3 protein-coding genes are annotated in these 18,547 nt (G+C 75.7%); 2 read left to right on the forward strand and 1 reads right to left on the reverse strand.

What is annotated here, in order from left to right; all coding sequences use genetic code 11:
• The first annotated feature begins 109 nt into the window (after positions 1 to 109).
• Together QYS60_RS02615 and QYS60_RS02620 are read left to right on the forward strand one after the other, a co-directional pair.
• Positions 110 to 16,306: an amino acid adenylation domain-containing protein gene (locus tag QYS60_RS02615; RefSeq protein ID WP_371382422.1), complete on the forward strand. Its 16,197-nt coding sequence runs from the start codon at positions 110 to 112 to the stop codon at positions 16,304 to 16,306.
• Positions 16,306 to 17,934: a polysaccharide biosynthesis tyrosine autokinase gene (locus QYS60_RS02620; protein ID WP_371382362.1), complete on the forward strand. Its 1,629-nt coding sequence runs from the start codon at positions 16,306 to 16,308 to the stop codon at positions 17,932 to 17,934. The genes QYS60_RS02615 and QYS60_RS02620 overlap by 1 nt, the downstream gene beginning before the upstream one ends.
• Here QYS60_RS02620 and QYS60_RS02625 read toward each other — a convergent pair.
• Positions 17,905 to 18,420 carry a protein tyrosine phosphatase gene (locus tag QYS60_RS02625; protein WP_371382363.1) on the reverse strand — a complete coding sequence of 172 codons (516 nt, stop codon included), beginning with the start codon at positions 18,418 to 18,420 and terminating at the stop codon, positions 17,905 to 17,907. The two genes, QYS60_RS02620 and QYS60_RS02625, sit on opposite strands and share 30 nt — an antisense overlap.
• Between the last annotated feature and the right edge of the window lie 127 nt (positions 18,421 to 18,547).

Here is an 18,547-nt window from a genome sequence, read left to right on the forward strand (position 1 = left end):
CCGTGCGCGTTTCTGGTCGTCGGAGCTACCAGAAACGCGCACGGGCGGCGGGGGCGTCCTGGAGTTCGTCGGGCGCGCCGACCGGCAGGTCAAGATCCGCGGCTACCGCATCGAGCCCGGCGAGGTCGAGGCGGCGCTCACTGCGCTCGACGGCGTCGCCAACGCGGCCGTCGTCGTCCACGGCGACACCCTCGCGGCCTACGTCGTCGGCGACGTCGCGCCCGACGACGTGCACGCCCGCCTCGCCGAACGCCTGCCCGCCTACCTGCGGCCCGCGACGATCACCGTGCTCGACGCGCTGCCGCTCACCCCGGGCGGCAAGATCGACCGTCGTGCGCTGCCCGCCCCCGCCGTGGACACCGCCACCGACTCGCGGGCGCCCGCCGGGCCCACCGAGACCCTCGTCGCGCAGCTGATGTGCGAGATCGTCGGCGTCGAGACGGTCGGCGCCGACGCGAACTTCTTCGCCCTCGGCGGACATTCGCTCGGCGCGGCCCAGCTCGCCGCGCGCCTCGGGGCCGCCCTCGGCCGCGACGTGCACCTGCGCGACGTGTTCGACCATCCCACCGTCGCCGACCTCGCCGCCGCCGTCGACGCCGGACCGGCGGCGACCGTGCCGGCCCCGGTGCGCTCGGCCGACGACACGCCCGCCCCGCTCGCCCCCGCGCAGCGCCGGCTGTGGCTGCTCGCGCACGGCGACACCGCCGCCTACCACCTGCCGTTCGCGCTGCACCTCGACGGCACCCTCGACACGGCCGCGCTGCGCGCCGCGCTCGGCGACGCCCTCGACCGGCACGAGATCCTGCGGACGGTGTTCACCGAACCCGGCCCGCACCAACATGTCCGGCCCGTCGCCGAAGTGCTGCCCGACCTCGACGCCGAACCCGTCGACCCCGCTGACGTGGACGCCCTGATCGCCGAATGGGCCGCCGCGCCGTTCCACCTCACCACCGACATCCCGCTGCGGGCGCGGCTGCTGCGGGTGGGGCCGGATCGGCACGTGCTCGCCGTCGTCGCCCACCACATCGCCATGGACGGCGCGTCGTTCGTGCCGCTCACCCTCGACGTCGCCGCCGCCTACACCGCCCGCGCCGCCGGGCACGAGCCGCGGTGGGAACCGCTGCCGCTGCAGTACTCCGACTACGCCCGCTGGCACCACACCCTGCTCGGCGACGAGGACGACCCCGACAGCGTCGCCGCCCGCGAACTCGCGCACTGGACCACCGCGCTCGCCGGACTGGGCGAGGCCCCCACCGTGCCCACCGACCGTCCCCGCACCGGCAGCCCCGGACCGGCCGAGTCACTCGAATTCGCCGTCCCCGCCGCGCGGTTCGAGGAGCTGCGGCGCCTGGCCGCCGCGCACGACGCCACGGCGTTCATGGCGGTGCACGCCGCCGTCGCCGTGTGGCTGTCGACGTGGACCGGCGGGCGCGACGTCGCCGTCGGCTCCGGCACCGCCGGCCGCGAACACCCCGACCTCGACGCCCTCGTCGGCATGTTCGTCGGCACCGTCGCGCTGCGGCTCGACGTCGACCCGGCCGCGTCGTTCACCGACCTGCTCGCCGCGGCCCGTCGCACCGACCTCGACGCGTACGCGCACGCGACGGTGCCGTTCGACCGCGTCGTCGACACGCTCGGCTTCGCCCCGTTCCAGGTGATGCTCGCCTACGACAACGTCGCCGTGCCCGACCTCGACCTGCCCGGCCTGCGCGTGCGCGCCGAGGAAATCCCCTCCGGCCTCGCCCGATTCGACATCGAACTCGCGGTGCGGGAGCTGCCCGACGGCTCACTGACCGGGCGGGTGATCTACGACGGCGGACTGTTCGAGCGTGCGACGGTGGCCGCCGCGGTGGCCCGGCTGCACGCGGTGCTCGACGCGGCCGTCGCCGCGCCGAATGCCCCCGTCGGCGACCTCGACCTCGGCGCCCCCGACATCGTCATGGCGCCGTCTGGGCCGGTCGCGACGCTGCCGGAACTGCTCTCCGCGCATCCGCTGCACGTCGTCGCGCCGGACGGTGAGCCGATCGAGTTGATCCCGGCCGCAACACCGTTGGCGTGGCACCTGCTCGAGCATGGGCTCGGGCCGGAGGACCGCGTCGCGATCCTGCTGCCGCGGTCGGTGGACTCGGTGCGTGCGGTGGCGGCCGTCGCGCTGACCGGGGCGGCGTTCATGCCCGTCGACCCCGCCCAGCCCGCCGCACGCATCGCCCGTCTACTGGCCGACGCCGAGGTGCGGTATGCCGTCGCCCGGCCCGGCACGTCGCTGCCCGACGGCGTCGCCCGCATCGACCCGGACGCCGGATCCGCGCGGTCGGGGCCGATCACCGACGCCGACCGGGTGCGCCCGCTGCGACCCGACCACGCCGCGTACCTCGTCTACACCTCCGGCTCGACGGGCACGCCGAAGGGCGTCGTCGTGACCCACCGGGGGCTCGCACCGCTCGTCGCGGCGCTGCGTCGTCGCATGGACCTCGACGCGCAGGCGCGGGTGCTGCACTTCGCGTCGCCCGCGTTCGACGCGTCGGTGCTCGAATACCTGCTGGCCGCCGCGGCCGGCGGCGCCCTCGTCGTCGCGCCGGCCGACGTGTACGGCGGCGACGAGCTGCTGGAACTGCTGCGGCGCGAGCGGATCACGCACTGGTTCTCCACTCCCGCCGTGCCGACCCTGCTGGACCCGTCGGGTCTGGACGCGCTGCGGGTGCTCGCCGTCGGCGGGGAGGCGTGGCCGGCCGAGACCGCCGCCCGGTGGGCGCCCGGCCGGACCATGCTCAACGTGTATGGGCCCACCGAGACCACCGTCCTCGCCACCGCCAGCGCGCCGCTGGTGCCGGGGGAGCGGCTGACCATCGGCACCGGCCTCGACGGCGTGACCGCGATCGTCCTCGGTCCGCGGCTGCGGCCCGTGCCCGTCGGCGTCGTCGGGGAGCTGTACCTCCTCGGGCCGGGCGTCGCGCGCGGCTATCTCGGCATGCCGGGGCTGACGGCGAGCCGGTTCGTCGCGTCGCCGTTCGGCGGTGGGCGCATGTACCGCACGGGCGGCGGAGCCGCCCTGGACTTCGTGGGGCGGGTGGATCATCAGGTCAAGCTGCGCGGGTTCCGGATCGAGCTCGGCGAGATCGAGGCCACCCTCACCGGGCACCCGGCGGTCGCCGCGGCCGTCACCGTCGTGCGGGGCGACGCGCTCGCCGCGTATGTGCACGGACCCGACCCCGCCCGCCTCGACCCGGCCGAGCTGCGGGAGTTCGCGGCCGCGCGGCTGCCGCGGCACATGGTGCCCGCCACCGTCACCGTCCTCGACGCGCTGCCGCTCACCAGCACCGGCAAGATCGACCGCGCCGCGCTGCCCGAGCCCGTCGTCGCCCCCGGCGCCCCGGCCGGATACCGCAGCGCCACCGAGGAACTCGTCGCCGGGGTCGTCGCCGACCTGCTGGACCTGCCCGCCGTCGCCGCCGACGACGACTTCTTCGCGCTCGGCGGCAACTCGCTGCTCGCCACCCAGCTCGCCGCGCGGCTCGGCGCCGTCGCCGGTCACCGGGTGGGCGTGCGGGAGATCTTCGAACACCCCACCGTCGCCGGCCTCGCCGCCGCCGTCACCGATCCACTCACCGGCGAACGGCTGCCGCTGCTGCCGACCGGCGACACCGGGCCGGTGCCGCTCGCACCCGCCCAGCAGCGGATGTGGCTCGCCAACCGGTTCGACGTCGCCGACGCGGCCCCCGGCGACCACGTCGCGTTCGTCGTCGACCTGGACGCCGGCACCGACCTCGACGCCCTCGCGGCCGCCGCCGCGGACGTGATCGCCCGGCACGCCGTGCTGCGCACCGTCCACCCCGACGGCCCGGACGGACCTACTCAGCAGGTGCTGCCGCGCATCGACCTCGACCTCGAACCGCACGCGGCGCCCACCGACCTCGACGCCGCCGACTTCGCCCGCGCCGGTTTCGATCTCACCGTCGACCCGCCGCTGCGCACCCGCCTGTACCGCACCGCCACCGGCTACACCCTCGCGGTGGTGCTGCACCACGTCGCCGTCGACGGGCTGGCGCTGCTGCCGCTCGGCCGCGACCTCGCCGTCGCCTACGCCGCCCGGCGCGACGGACGCAGCCCCGCGTGGCCGCCGCTGCCGGTCACCTACCGCGACTTCGCCCGCTGGCAGCGCACCCTGCTCGGTGACCCCGCCGACCCCGAGAGCCTCGCCGCCCGGCAGCTCGCGCACTGGACCCGCACCCTCGCCGGCGCCCCGCCGCTGCTCGCCCTCCCCACCGACCGGCCCCGCGGCGACGGCGACTCCACCGCTGGACGCGTGCGCTTCTCGGTGCCCGCCGAACTGCACGCCGCCGTCGACAAACTCGCCCGCGCCCACGACGCGACGACGTTCATGGTCGTGCACGCCGCGCTGTCCGTGCTGCTCGCGACGCTCGCCGCCACCGAGGACGTCACCGTCGGCACCCCCGTCTCCGGGCGCATCGACCCCATGCTCGACGACGTGGTCGGCATGTTCGTCGGCACCGTCGCGCTACGGCTGCCCGTACCCGCCCGCGCGACGTTCGCGGAACTGCTCGCCGACGCCCGCCGCGTCGACCTCGACGCATTCGCCCACGCCGACGTGCCATTCGACCGGGTCGTCGACGCGCTCGGCGCCTCCACCGCCGGCCACCACCCGATCTTCCAGGTGATGCTCGCCTACGAGAGCTTCGCGCTGGACGGCCTCGACGTGCCCGACGTCACCGGTGTGCGCGAGCTGTCCACCGGCACCGCCCGATTCGACCTCGAGGTGACCGTCCGCGAGAACCGCTCCGACGCGGGCACCCCCACCGGGCTCGACGGCGTGCTGACCTACGACCGCGGCCTGTTCGACCACGACACCGTCGCGGGGTGGGCGCCGTTCCTGCTGCGCATCCTCGACGTCGTCACCGCCGACCCGGCCGCCGCCGTCGGCGACATCGACCTGCTCGGCCCCGACGGCGACACCTCCGTACCCTCGGCGGACCCGGCGACGGCCACGCTGCCCGCGCTCGTCGCCGAGCAGGCGCGGCGCCGGCCCGACGCGATCGCGCTCACCCACGGCGACGACACCCTGACCTACGGGCAGCTGCACGCCCGCTCCGGGGCGCTCGCCGCGCTGCTCGCCGAGCGCGGACTCGGCGTCGAGGACGTCGTCGCCGTCGCGCTGCCCCGCTCCCTCGACCTGGTGGTGGCGATCCTCGCCGTCGCCCGCGCCGGCGCGGTGTACCTGCCGCTGGACGTCACGCACCCGCCGGCGCGGCTGCGTGCCCTGCTCGACGACGCCGCCCCCGTTGCGGTGCTGTGCGACACAGACTTCGCGGTCGATGTGGAAGTACCTGCGCTGCAGATCGATTCGACGGAGATCCGGGAACGCCTGGACGCCGGCGGCGAATGCGACGCGGCAGTCCCGGCCGGGGCGGGCGCGTACCTGATCTACACCTCCGGGTCCACCGGCACCCCCAAGGGCGTGCTCGTCAGCCACGAGGCCGCCGCCGCGGTGTTCGCCGCCACCGCCGACTTCGGGTTCGGGCCGCGCGACGTGTGGACGCTGTTCCACTCCCCGGCCTTCGACTTCTCCGTGTGGGAGATGTGGGGTGCACTCACCACCGGCGGCCGGCTCGTCGTCGTCGACCACTACACCGCCCGCGACCCCGGCGCCTTCGCCGCGCTGCTCGACAGCGAGAATGTCACCGTCCTCAATCAGACCCCCACCGCGTTCCACCAGCTCGCCACCGTCGACACCCCGCTGGACACGGTGCGGCTGCTGATCTTCGGCGGCGAGGCCCTCGACCCCGAACAGGTCCGGCCGTGGCTCGCGGACCGGCCGCACGTGCGCGCGGTGAACATGTTCGGCATCACCGAGACCACCGTGCACGTCACCCGCGGACCCGCCGACCAGCCCGGCGTCGGCCGGCCCCTGCCCGGGCTGGACGTGCAGATCCTCGACCGGTCGCTGCGCCGCACCCCGCCCGGCACCGTCGGCGAACTCTACGTCGCCGGAACGCAACTCGCCCGTGGCTACCGCGACCGCCCTGCCCTGACCGCTGCGCGGTTCGTTGCCGCGCCCGGCGGCGCCCGCCGCTACCGCACCGGCGATCTCGGCCGTCGCGGCCGCGACGGCGTGCTGCACCACCGGGGCCGCGCGGACGACCAGCTCGAACTGCGCGGTTACCGCATCGAACCGGGCGAGATCGAGGCCGCGCTGCTGCGCTGCGACGGCGTCACCCAGGCCGCCGTGGTGCTGCGCGACGACCGGCTCGTCGCCTACCTCGTCGGCGGCACCCCCACGGCGGCGCTGCGCGAGCTGCGCCGCACCCTGCCCGACTACCTCGTCCCTGCCGCCGTCGTCGCGCTGGAGGCGCTGCCGCGCACCGCCAACGGCAAACTCGACCGGTCGGCGCTGCCCGCGCCCACCGTCGCACCCAGTAGTGGCCTCGCCCCGCACGGGCCGCTCGAGGAACTCGTCGCCGAGGTGTACCGGGAACTGCTCGCCGTCGGGTCCGTCGGCGCCGGCGACGACTTCTTCGACCTCGGCGGCAACTCGCTGCTCGCGACCCGTCTCGCCGGGCGCCTCGCCGACATCGCCGACGTCGACGTCACCGTCCGCGACGTGTTCGCCGCCCCCACCGTCACCGACCTCGCCGCCCTGCTCGCCGCCCGCGCCGGCACGCCCCGCCGCCGCGCCCCGCTCGTCGCGGCCGGCGACGACACTCCCGCGCCGCTGTCCCCGGCGCAGCAGCGGCTGTGGTTCGTCAACCGCCTCGACCCCGAATCCGGCAGCTACAACCTGCCGTTCGCGGTGCGTCTCGACGGCCGGCTCGACGTCGCGGCACTGACCACCGCCGTCGCCGACGTCCTCGGCCGGCACCGCACCCTGCGCACCGTCTACCCCGACCCCACCGCGCAGGTGGTGCGGCCCGTCGCGCGACCCGCCCTCGAACCCGTCGCCGTGCCCGCCGAGGGGCTCGACGAGTTCGTCCGCGAGTTCGCCGCCCCCGGATTCGATCTCACCGACGAGCCGCCCGTGCGGATGCGGTTGTACCGGCTCGGGCCGCAGCGGCACGTGCTCGCCGTGGTCGTGCACCACATCGCCGCCGACGAGTGGTCGCTCACCCCGCTGCTGCGCGACATCGTCGACGCCTACACCGCCCGGCTCGCCGGGCACGAGCCACGGTGGGCGCCGCTGCCCGTGCAGTACACCGACTTCAGCCGCTGGCAGCGTGCCGGCGCCGACGCGCAGCTCGAACACTGGACGGGCGTGCTCGCCGGCCTGCCCGACGAGGTGACCCTGCCCGGCGACCGGCCCCGGCCCGCCCGCCCCACGGGGCGCGGCGCCACCCATCGCACGACCGTGGACCCCGTCGTCGCCGAGGGTGTGTCGCGGCTAGCGCGGGAAGGTCGCGCGACGACGTTCATGGTGCTGCACGCGGCGCTGGCCGTGCTGCTGGCCCGGCACGGCGCCGGCGCCGACATCGCCGTGGGCACCGTCGTCGCCGGGCGCGGCGACCCGCAGCTCGACGACCTCGTCGGCATGTTCGCCGGCACCCTCGTCCTGCGCACCCCCGTCGACCCGGACGCCGGTTTCGCCGACCTGCTCGCCGACGTCCACGCCCGCGACCTGGCCGCCTACACCCACCCGGATGCGCCGTTCGAGACCCTCGTCGAGCGCCTCAACCCCGCCCGCAACCCGGCCCGGCACCCCCTGTTCCAGGTCGCGCTGTCGCTGCGGCGCCCCGCCGTCGACGCGTTCGAGCTGCCCGGCCTGACCGCGCGGGTGCTGCCGGTGGCCGACGAACACGCCAACTTCGACCTCCAGCTCGTCGTCACCGAGACCGGCACCGGCGTCGACCTCGAATTCGTCTACGCCACCGACCTGTACGACGCCGGCACCGTCGCCGCGTTCGCCGACCGCTACGTCGCGATCCTGCGCGCCGCCGTCGCCGACCCGGCCGTGCGGATCGGCGACATCGACCTGCTCACCGAGCCGGAACGGGCCGCGCTCGTCCCCGCCGCCGGACCCGAGCCCGCCCCGGCGCGGACGCTGTGGCAGTGGCTGGCCGACGGCGCCTCCCGCGGCGGCGGCGGTGTTGCCGTGCGCGAAGGCTCGACGGAATTGACATACCCGCAGCTGGTTTCGCGTGCCGACGCGCTCGCCGCCCGGCTCCACGCCGTCGGCGTGCGGCCCGGCACGGCCGTCGCGTGCGCCCTGCCCCGCTCGCTCGACGCCGTCGTCGCCGTGTGGGGGATCGCGCGGCTCGGGGCCGCGCCGATGCTCGTCGACCCGGCCCAGCCCGCCGCGCGGCTCGCCGCGATGCTCGCCGACACGAGCGTCGGCGTCACCGGCGCCGCGCACCTCGGGGCGCTGCCCGCCGCCGTGACCTGGCTCGACGTCGCCGACACCTGCGACGGCGCCGTCGCGGTGGCCGACCCGGATCCGGGCGCCCCCGCCTACCTGGTGTTCACCTCCGGCACCAGCGGAAACCCCAAGGGCGTCAGCATCACCCACCGCGGCGTCAGTGCCCTCGTCGCGGACCTGGCGGAACTGTTCGCCGCCGCGCCCGGCGACCGCATGCTGCACGTCGCGTCGCCGAGCTTCGACGCGGCGATGCTCGAGCTGCTCGTCGCCGGTGCGTCCGGCGCGACCCTCGTCGTCGCCGGGGCCGACGCCTACGGCGGCGACGCCCTCGCCGACCTGCTCGCGCGTGAACGCATCACTCACGCCTGCCTGACCCCGTCGGCGCTGGCGACGGTGCCGTCGCGCGCGCTGCCCGACCTGCGGGTGCTCATGCTCGGCGGGGAGGCCGTGCGCGACGAGCTCGTCGCGCGGTGGGGCGCGGGCCGTCGCCTCTACAACGGGTACGGTCCCGCCGAGGCGACCGTCTTCGCGACCTGTTCGTCGCCGCTGACGCCCGGCGCGGACGTCGTGATCGGCACCCCCGTGCGCGGGGTCGAGGCCGTCGTGCTCGACGAGCGGCTGCGGCCCGTGCCCCCCGGCGTCGCGGGGGAGCTGTACCTGGCGGGGGAGCGGCTCGCCGACGGCTACCGCGGCGATCCCGGCCGCACCGCAACCCGGTTCGTCGCCGCGCCCGGCGGCCGTCGCCGGTACCGCACGGGCGACCTGGCCCGCTGGGCCGGTGTGTCCTTTGGGCGGCCAGGGCAGCCCAAAGGACGCACCGGCGGCGGGGGCGCGTTGCGGTTCGTCGGGCGCGGCGACGATCAGGTCAAGCTGCGCGGGGTGCGGATCGAGCCGGGAGAGGTCGATGCCGCGCTGCGCGGGGTGGCCGGGGTGCAGCAGGCGGCGACCGTCGTGCGCGACGGGGCGCTCGTCTCCTACGTCGTGCCCGCGACCGTCGACGCCGACGACGCGCGACGGCAGCTGCGCCGCAGCCTGCCCGCCCACCTCGTGCCCGTCGCCGTCGTCCCGCTCTACGCGGTCCCGCGCACCGCGCACGGCAAACTCGACGTCGCGCGGCTGCCCGCACCCGACCTCGGCGGGCGCGACGAACCCGGCACCGAGACCGAGAGTCTCGTCGCGCGGATCTTCGGCGAACTGACCGGCACCGACCCGGGCCGCGGCGACGACTTCTTCGCCGTCGGCGGCAACTCGCTGCTCGCCACCGTCCTCGTCGGCCGGCTCCGCGAGGAGACCGGCACCGCGGTGCCGCTGCGGCTGATCTTCGAGCACCCCACCGTCGAGTCCCTCGCCGCCGCGCTCGACGCCGGCGGGCTCGACGCCGAGACCGGGCCGGTGCCCGTCCACCCGCGCCCCGGCCGGATCCCGCTGAGCCGGGCGCAACGTCGCCTGTGGGGACTGAGCCGCCTCGACCCCGACGCCTACCGGCTGCGCGCCGACGTGCACCTGACCGGGCCCCTCGACGTGCCCGCCCTCGAGGCGGCGCTCGACGACGTCGCGGCGCGGCACGAGATCCTGCGCACCCGCATCGTCGTCGACGAGCACGGCCCGCACCAGGTCCTCGCGGACCGTGTTGTCCACTGGGACCTCGAGGGGACCGACGGCACCCGGCGGCTGCGGCTCGCGGTCGACCATGCCGCGGCGGACGGGGCGTCGCTCGCGCCGCTGCTGCGCGACCTCGCCGTCGCCTACGCCGCCCGCGCGGCCGGGCAGCCGCCGCGGTGGGAGCCGCTGCCGCTGCAGTACACCGACTACGCGCTGTGGGAACAGGCCCGCGGGATCCCCGAGCCGGACGTCGCGCACTGGCGACGCGCCCTCGACGGCCTCGACCCCGTCGAACTACCCACGAGCACAGAGCCTTCCGAGGTCGTGGCGGAGACCGTCGCGTTCGAGGTGCCCGCGGACGTGCGCGCCGGGATCGCCGCCCTCGCCCGCGCCCACGGCGCCACCGAGTTCATGGTGCTGCACGCCGCCCTGTCGGTGCTGCTCGCCCGCGTCGGCGCCGGCCACGACGTCGCCGTCGCCGCCGTCGTCTCCGCCCGCCGCTGGGCGCAGGTCGAACAGCTCGTCGGCCCGTTCCTCGACACGCTCGTGCTGCGCGCCCGTGTGGAACCCGACATGCCGTTCGCCGGGCTGCTCGCGCAGGTCCGCGACTTCGACGTCGCCGCCCTCGACCACGCCGGGGTGCCCTACGAGCAGATCCTCGCCGGCCTGTCCGGCCGCGCCCCGCAGGTCGCGCTCGCCCTGCAAGACTTCGCCCTCGACCCCGTCCGGATCGGGGACCTCACCGTCGACGCGCAGGAAGTCCTCGCCGGCGCACCGAAGTTCGACCTGCAGTTCGCGCTCGCGCCCGCCGCGGACGGCTACACCGGCACCCTCGTGCACGACGCGTCCCGGTTCGCCGCATCCACGGCGCGCCGGCTCGCGGACCGGTTCGTCGCCGTCCTGCGGCACGTCGTCGCCGCACCCGACGCGCTCGTCGGCGACCTGCCCGTCGACCGGCCCGCCGCGCCGCTGACCGGAGCCGAACCCGCCCCCGCCCGCGCCCTGCCCGAGCTGCTGCGCGCCACCGCCGCGGCGCACCCGGACCGGGAAGCGCTGCGCGAGGGCGAGACCGCCCTGACCTACCGCGAACTCGACGCCCGCTCCGACGCGCTCGCCGACGAGCTGCGCGCCGCCGGCGCCGGCCCCGGCACCGTGATCCCGATCGACCGTCCCCGCGGCCTCGACCACGTGCTGCGGCTGTGGGCGATCACCAAGACCGGCGCCGCCTTCACCAGTTCCGACCTCTCCGGTGCCGCCGACGAGCCCGCCCCGGCGAACGTCGCGTACGTGGTGTCGACGTCCGGCTCGACCGGCGCTCCCAAACGCGTCGCCGTCACCCACAGCGGTCTCGCGCCGCTCGCCGCCGAGGCCGCCCGACGCTACCGCGTCGGACCCGGCGACCGCGTGCTGCAGGGCTACCACCCGGCGTTCGACGCGGCCCTGCTCGAGCTCCTCCTCGCCCACACCACCGGCGCGACCCTCGTCGTCGCCCCGCCGGAGGTGTACGCGGGCGCGGACCTGCAGCAGGTGCTGCGCGCCCAGCGCATCACCCACTACCTGTCCACCCCCGCGGTGCTCGGCACCCTCGACCCGCAGCAGCTGCCCGACCTGCGGGTCGTCGCCTCCGGCGGCGAAACCCTGCCGCCCGCGCTCGCCGCCCGCTGGACCCGGGGCTCGGGTGCGGCGGCCCGCCACATGCTCGACGCGTACGGACCCACCGAGGCCACCATCGTCGCGACCCTCGCCGACGTCGACGGCCGCGGCGGTATCGGCCGGCCCGTCCCCGGCACCGTCGCGCACGTCCTCGACGCCCGGCTGCGCCCGGTGCCCGACGACGCCGTCGGCGAGCTGTACCTGGCCGGGACGTCCGTGGCGCTCGGCTACCTCGGCGCCCCCGGCCTCACCGCGCAGCGGTTCGTCGCCGCCCCCGGTGGCACCCGCCGCTACCGCACGGGCGATCTCGTGCACCGCCGCCCCGACGGCACCCTCGCCTTCCGGGGCCGCACCGACCGGCAGCTCAAGGTCCGCGGCGTGCGCATCGAACCCGGGGAACTCGAGGCCGCCCTGCTCGCGCAACCGGGCATCCGGCACGCCGTCGTGCTGGCCTCGGACGGCGCGCTCGTCGCCTTCGCGGCCGCCGACGCGGACGTCGACGACACCCGCGTGCGTGCCGGACTCGCCGAAATCGTTCCGCCGCAGCGCATGCCGGCCCGGCTGCGGCTGCTGCCGGAGCTGCCGACCACCGTCAACGGCAAACTCGACGTCGCCGCCCTGCACGAGCTCGACACCGCCCGCGACGACGCCGCCGCCGACCGGCCCCTCACCGACGTCGAGGACCTCGTCGTCACCGTCGCCGAGGGCGTGCTCGGCGCCCGCCCCGACATCCACGCCGGGTTCTTCGCCGCGGGCGGTGACTCGCTGTCCGCCGTCGTCCTCGCCGCCCGCCTCGCCGACGCGTTCGGTGTCGACGTGCCCGCCCGCGCGGTGCTGCAGGCCCCCACGCTCGCGGCGCTCGCCGCGCACCTGCGCGACGGCGACACCACCCGGATCCCGTTGCGCCGCTACGACGACGACGCACCCACGCCGCTCGCCCCCGCGCAGCAGCGGCTGTGGCTGCTGGGCCGCGCCGAACCGCGCAGCGCCGCGTACACCGTGCCCGTCGCGCTGCACCTGAGCGGCGACCTGGACACGGCCGCGCTGGCCGCGGCGGTCGCCGACGTCGCCGACCGGCACGAGGTACTGCGCACCGCCTACCCCGACGGCATCGCCACGATTGTGGATCCGCCTGTGCTCGAGACGGTTCCGGGCACCGACGTGACCGCCGCCGTGACCGAGGTGCTCACCGCGCCGTTCGACCTCACCGCCGAGGCGCCGCTGCGGCTCCGGCTGATCGACCTCGGCGGCGGCGAACGGGTGCTCGCCACGGCCGTGCACCACATCGCGTTCGACGGCGGCTCGGTCGCGCCGCTGCTCACCGACCTGCAGCACGCCTACGCGGCCCGCGTCGCCGGTGCCGCACCGATCTGGTGGCCGCTGCCCGTGCGCTACCGCGACTACGCCCGCTGGCACCACGACCTGCTCGGCGACCCCGCCGACCCCGCCAGCCTCGCCGCCCGCCAACTCGACCACTGGGCAACGACTCTCGCGGGATTGCCCGACACGCCGCTGCCGCTGCCCACCGACCGGCCCCGGCCCGCGCGGCCCAGCCACGTCGGCGGCGCCGTCACCGCCCACCTCGACGCCGCCACCCACCGCCGCGTGCGCGACGTCGCGCGCGCCTACGACGCCACCGGCTTCATGGTGCTGCACGCCGCTCTCGCCGCGCTGCTCGCCCGTCGCAGCGGCCGCGCCGACATCGCCGTCGGCACCGCCGTCGCCGGCCGCGCCGACCCGCGTCTGCATGCCCTCGTCGGCATGTTCGTCGGCACCCTCACCCTGCGCACCACCGTCGACGGCGCCGAGCCGTTCGCGGACCTGCTGCGCCGCGTCCGCACCACCGACCTCGACGCCCTCGCCCACGCCGACGTCCCGTTCGATCAGGTCGTCGCGCGGGTCGCGCCGACCCGCGGCACCCACCACCCGCTGTTCCAGGTGCTGCTCGCCCACCGCACCGTGCCCGCGGGGCAGGACCTGCCGCAGCTGCCCGGGCTGCGCGTGCGCGAATTCGACGCCGGCACCCCGGCCGCCCAGTTCGACCTCACCGTCGACGTCACCGAACGCGGCGACGACGGCATCGACGTGCGCCTCGTGTACGCCACCGACCTGTTCGACGCCACCACCGCCGACGCGTTGCTGGCCGACTACCTCGCGCTGCTCGGCGCCGCGCTCGACGACCCCGCCGCCGCCGTCGGCGATCTCGCCGCCCCCGCGCCCGCGCCGCTGACCGCCCCCGCCGCGGCGCCGCGGACGCTGCCGCAGATCCTCGCCGCCACCGTCCGCGCCCACCCCGGCGCCATCGCCGTGCGCGCCGGAACCGTCGCGTGGACCTACGCCGGGCTCGACGCCCGCGCCGCCGCCGTCGCCGCGCGGCTGCGCGCCCGCGGGGTGACCGGCGTCGTCGCGGTAGCCGTGCCGCGCGGGGAGTACTGGCCGCTCGCGGTGTGGGCCGTCGCGAAGGCCGGCGCGGCATGGGTGTCCGTCGACCCGACGCAGCCGCCCGCCCGCATCGCGACCGTGCTGCGCGACAGCGGCGCCACCGTCGGCCTGACCGTGCCGGGCGTTGCTCCGGCAGGGGAGGGCATCGACTGGCTGGACCTGACCGCCGACGAGTCCGAAGACGACGCCCGCGATGTCACCGCGGAGCCGCACCCCGACGACACCGCGTACCTGATCTACACCTCCGGCAGCACCGGCGCACCCAAGGGCGTCGCCGTGCCGCACCGCGGCCTGACCGCCCTCACCGACGCACGCGTTCTCGGCGTCACGCCGGGCAGCCGGGTGCTGCACGCCGCGTCGCACACCTTCGACGCGTCGGTGTTCGAACTGCTCACCGCCCACGCGCACGGCGCAACCCTCGTCGTCGCACCCGACCATGTGTACGCGGGCGAGGCGCTGCAGGAGTTGATCGTCGCCGAGCACGTCACCCACGTCGTCGCCACCCCCTCCGTGCTCGCCACCCTCGATCCGGACACGCTGCCGCGCCCGGTCACCGTCCTGTCCGAGGGTGAGGCGCTCACCGCGCCCGTCGTCGAACGCTGGCAGCGGCACCGGCTGCTCAACGGGTACGGGCCCACCGAGTTCACGATCGCCGTGTCGTTCGGCGGGCCGTTCGCACCCGGCGCCCGGCCCACCGCCGGGACCGTCGTCGCCGGCGCCACCGCCCACGTCCTCGACGCGCGCCTGCACCCCGTCCCGGCCGGGGTCATCGGGGAGTTGTACGTGACCGGGCCGAGCCTGGCCCGCGGCTACCACAACCGAAGCGGGCTCACCGCAACACGATTCGTCGCCGACCCGTACGGCGCGCCGGGCGGGCGGCTGTACCGCACCGGCGACCTCGCCCGCGTCACCGCCGCCGGCGAACTCGACGTCCTCGGCCGCGTCGACGAGCAGATCCAGCTGCACGGCATCCGCGTCGAACCCGCCGAGATCGACGCCGTGCTCACCGCCGCCGACGACGTCGACGCCGCCGTCACCGTCGCCGTGCCCGGCCCCACGGGCGAGACCGTCCTCGTCTCCTACGTGCAGGGCAGCGCCGACGCCGCCGCGCTGCGGGCCCGCGCCGCCGCGCACCTGCCGCGGGCGCTGCGGCCCACCGCGATCACCGTCGTCGACGCGCTGCCACTGCTGCCGTCCGGCAAGGTCGACCGCGCCGCGCTGCCCCGAACCGACTTCACCGTCGCCGCAGATGATTTCGTTCCTCCCACCGGACCGACGGCCGAGGTGGTCGCCGAGGTGTTCGCCCGGCACCTCGGCCGGCCGGTGTCCGCCGACCAGGGGTTCTTCGACCTCGGCGGGACGTCGCTCGGCGCCGTCGCCGTCGCCGCCGACCTGCGGGCCGCGCTCGACCGCGACGTCCCGCTCGACTGGCTGCTCACCGCGCCGACCGTCGCCGACCTCGCCGACCGGATCGACCACGGCGGCGACGACACCGACCCCCTCGCCACCGTGGTGCCGCTCGCGGGACGCCCCGACGGCACCCCGCTGTTCTGCGTCCACCCCATCAGCGGAATGTCCTGGTGCTACACGGGACTCGCGCCGCACCTACCCGGCGTCGCGCTGTACGGGCTGCAGGCCACCCGGCTCGAGCCGCTGCCGCGCACCGTCGCCGAGTTCGCCGCCCGCTACCTCGACGAGGTCCGCGCCGTCGAGCCCGACGGCCCCTACCACCTGCTGGGCTGGTCCCTCGGCGGAACCATCGCGCACGAGATGGCCGTGCAACTGCACGAGGCGGGGGAGCAGGTGGCGTCGCTGATCCTGCTCGACACGCTCACCCCGGACACCCTCCCCGACGTCGCGGCCCTGCCGGACGAGCCCGTCGTCGAACTCGAGGTGCCCGGCCTGCCGTCGGCCTTCGTCGCCGAGATCCGGAAGCGGGCGCTCGCCGCGGGCGCCGCCCTGGAGGAGGCCGTCACCGCGCACACGCCCCGCGTCCTCGACGGCGACGCGCTGCTGTTCCGTGCCCGCCCCGGCGGACCGGCCGGACCCGACCTCGCGGCGAGCTGGCGCCGGCACGTCCGCGGCCGCGTCACCGCGCACGACGTGCCCTACCCGCACTCCGACCTGACCACCCCGGGCGCGCTGGCCGTGATCGGCCCCACGCTCGCCCGCCACCTGACCGAACGACAGATTTCCGCGCCCGTAGGGTGCACCGACAGTGTCACAGCAACGAGGGAGACACCGTAATGGAAGTACACGACTACCTACGCATTCTGCAGGCGCGATGGAAGATCGTTGCCGTGACGACCGTGGTGGCGGTACTCGGTGCGCTCGGCGCCTCCCTGCTCACCACCCCGATCTACCAGGCGAGCACCCGGCTGTTCGTCTCCACCTCGTCGGGGGCCTCGGTCAACGAGATCTACCAGGGCAACCTGTTCTCGCAGCAGCGCGTCGCCTCCTACACGAAGCTGCTCACCGGCACCACGCTGGCGCAGCGCACCCTCGACCGGCTGGGACTGTCCGACCTGACGCCGTCGCAGCTGGCGGAGAAGGTCACCGCCTCGTCGGCCCCCGACACCGTGCTCGTCGACGTCAAGGTCGACGACGCGTCGCCGGAACGGGCCCGGGACCTCGCCAACGCCCTCTCCGACGAGTTCGTCGTGATGGCCCGCGAGCTCGAGACCCCCGAGAACGGCGGTGAGCCCACCGCACGGGTCGTCGTCGAGCAGCACGCCGACACCCCGGCGACCCCGGTGTCGCCGAAGACGAAGCGCAACCTCGCGCTCGGCTTCGCCGTCGGCCTGCTCCTGGGCATCGCCCTCGCGGTGCTGCGCGACCGGCTCGACAACACGGTCAAGGACCGCAAGACGGTCGAGGAACTCGCCCACACCGGCCTCGTGGGCACCATCCCGCTCGACAAGGAACGGCAGGAGCACGCGGCGATCGCGTTCCAGGAGTCCAATTCCGGCAGCGCCGAGGCGTACCGGGAGATGCGCACCAACCTGAAGTTCCTCGACGTCGACAACCCGCCGCGCGTCATCGTCGTCACCAGCGCCCTGCCCGCCGAGGGCAAGACCACCACCGCCATCAACACCGCACTGGTGCTCGCCGAGGCCGGTCACTCCGTCGTGCTCGTCGAGGGTGACCTGCGCCGGCCGCGGGTGTCGAAGTACCTCGGCGTCGTCGGCGACGTCGGCTTCAGCACCGTGCTCTCGGGTCAAGCCGGTCTCGAGGACGTGCTGCAGCCCAGCCAGTACGAGGGCCTGTGGGTGCTGGCTTCCGGCGCGCTGCCGCCCAACCCCAGCGAGCTGCTCGGCTCCGACACCGCCAAGCACGTCATCGACGACCTGCGGGCGCGCTTCGAGTACGTCATCATCGACGGCTCGCCGGTCCTGCCCGTCACCGACTCCGTCGTGCTCGCCGCGGCCACCGACGGCGCCCTGCTCATCGCGCGCCACGGCAAGACCACCCGCGAGCAGCTCAGCCGCGCCGTCGGCAATCTCGGCAGCGCCGGCGCGCACCTGCTCGGCACCATCATGACGATGACACCGAACAAGGGCCGCGGCGCCTACGAGTACCGCTACTACTACGAGTCAGACGTGAAGAAGGACGCGCCGGCGCAGCAGCCCGCCGCGCAACCCACCGGCGGCCGTCGCCACCGCGGCGAGCCCACCCGGCCGGAACCGTACCGCCCGGAGCAGCCGAACCACGAGGATGCGCAGGCGGGACAGCACTACCGCGCCCCACAGGCGTACTCCGCCGAGCCCGCCTACCGCGAACAGTCGGTGCCGACGGCGGTGTCGCGACCCGTCGCGCCCTCGCCGCTGCCGGGCCCGCGCAACGGGTCAGTCGTGGATCCGGGCGAGCAGCGGTAGCAGCAGATCGGCGATCTCGGTCCCGACGGTGACGAACGTGTCCTCGTCGCGGCCGATCGGATCGGTCACGTCCTCCGGCCCGGGCGCGGGAAACTGCGCCCGGGCCGCTGCCAGTTCGGTGACCGTCTCGGCGCCGCTGAGCTGCTGCAGCCGAGCGGCCTCCCGCAGCGTGAACGTCCGCTTGAGCATCCGGGGTGCCGACTGCAGCACGGCCCCGCGGTGCGACTCGGCCATCGTGATCACCAGGTCGGCGTCCTGCGCGATGCGCGGCGACAGACGCCGGGCGACGAAGCCGTCGGGCTCGCCGCCGAGCTGACGCAGCACCAGCGCCGCCGTCGGTTCCATGGGCCGGCCCACCATGCCGCGGGTGCCGGCGCTGTGCGCCGACAGCTCACCCCGGCCCGCTTCCCGCGCGAACGCGGTGGTCAGCAGTTCGGCGGTGGGCGATCGGCAGATGTTCCCGGTACAGACGTACAGAACCCGCATCGCTCGATCCTAGGCAGCCCCCGGGCCGTTCGTCCGGTTGCCGGGCCGCATGTCCGATTCGCCAGGGGGTCTGTCCGGACCGTTCGGTAGCATCGGGCGGTCGGGATGCGCCGGGGGAGGCTGTGCG

Origin of the sequence: Rhodococcus sp. GXMU-t2271 (assembly GCF_041414735.1) — a bacterium.
Lineage (GTDB): Bacteria > Actinomycetota > Actinomycetes > Mycobacteriales > Mycobacteriaceae > Rhodococcus > Rhodococcus indonesiensis.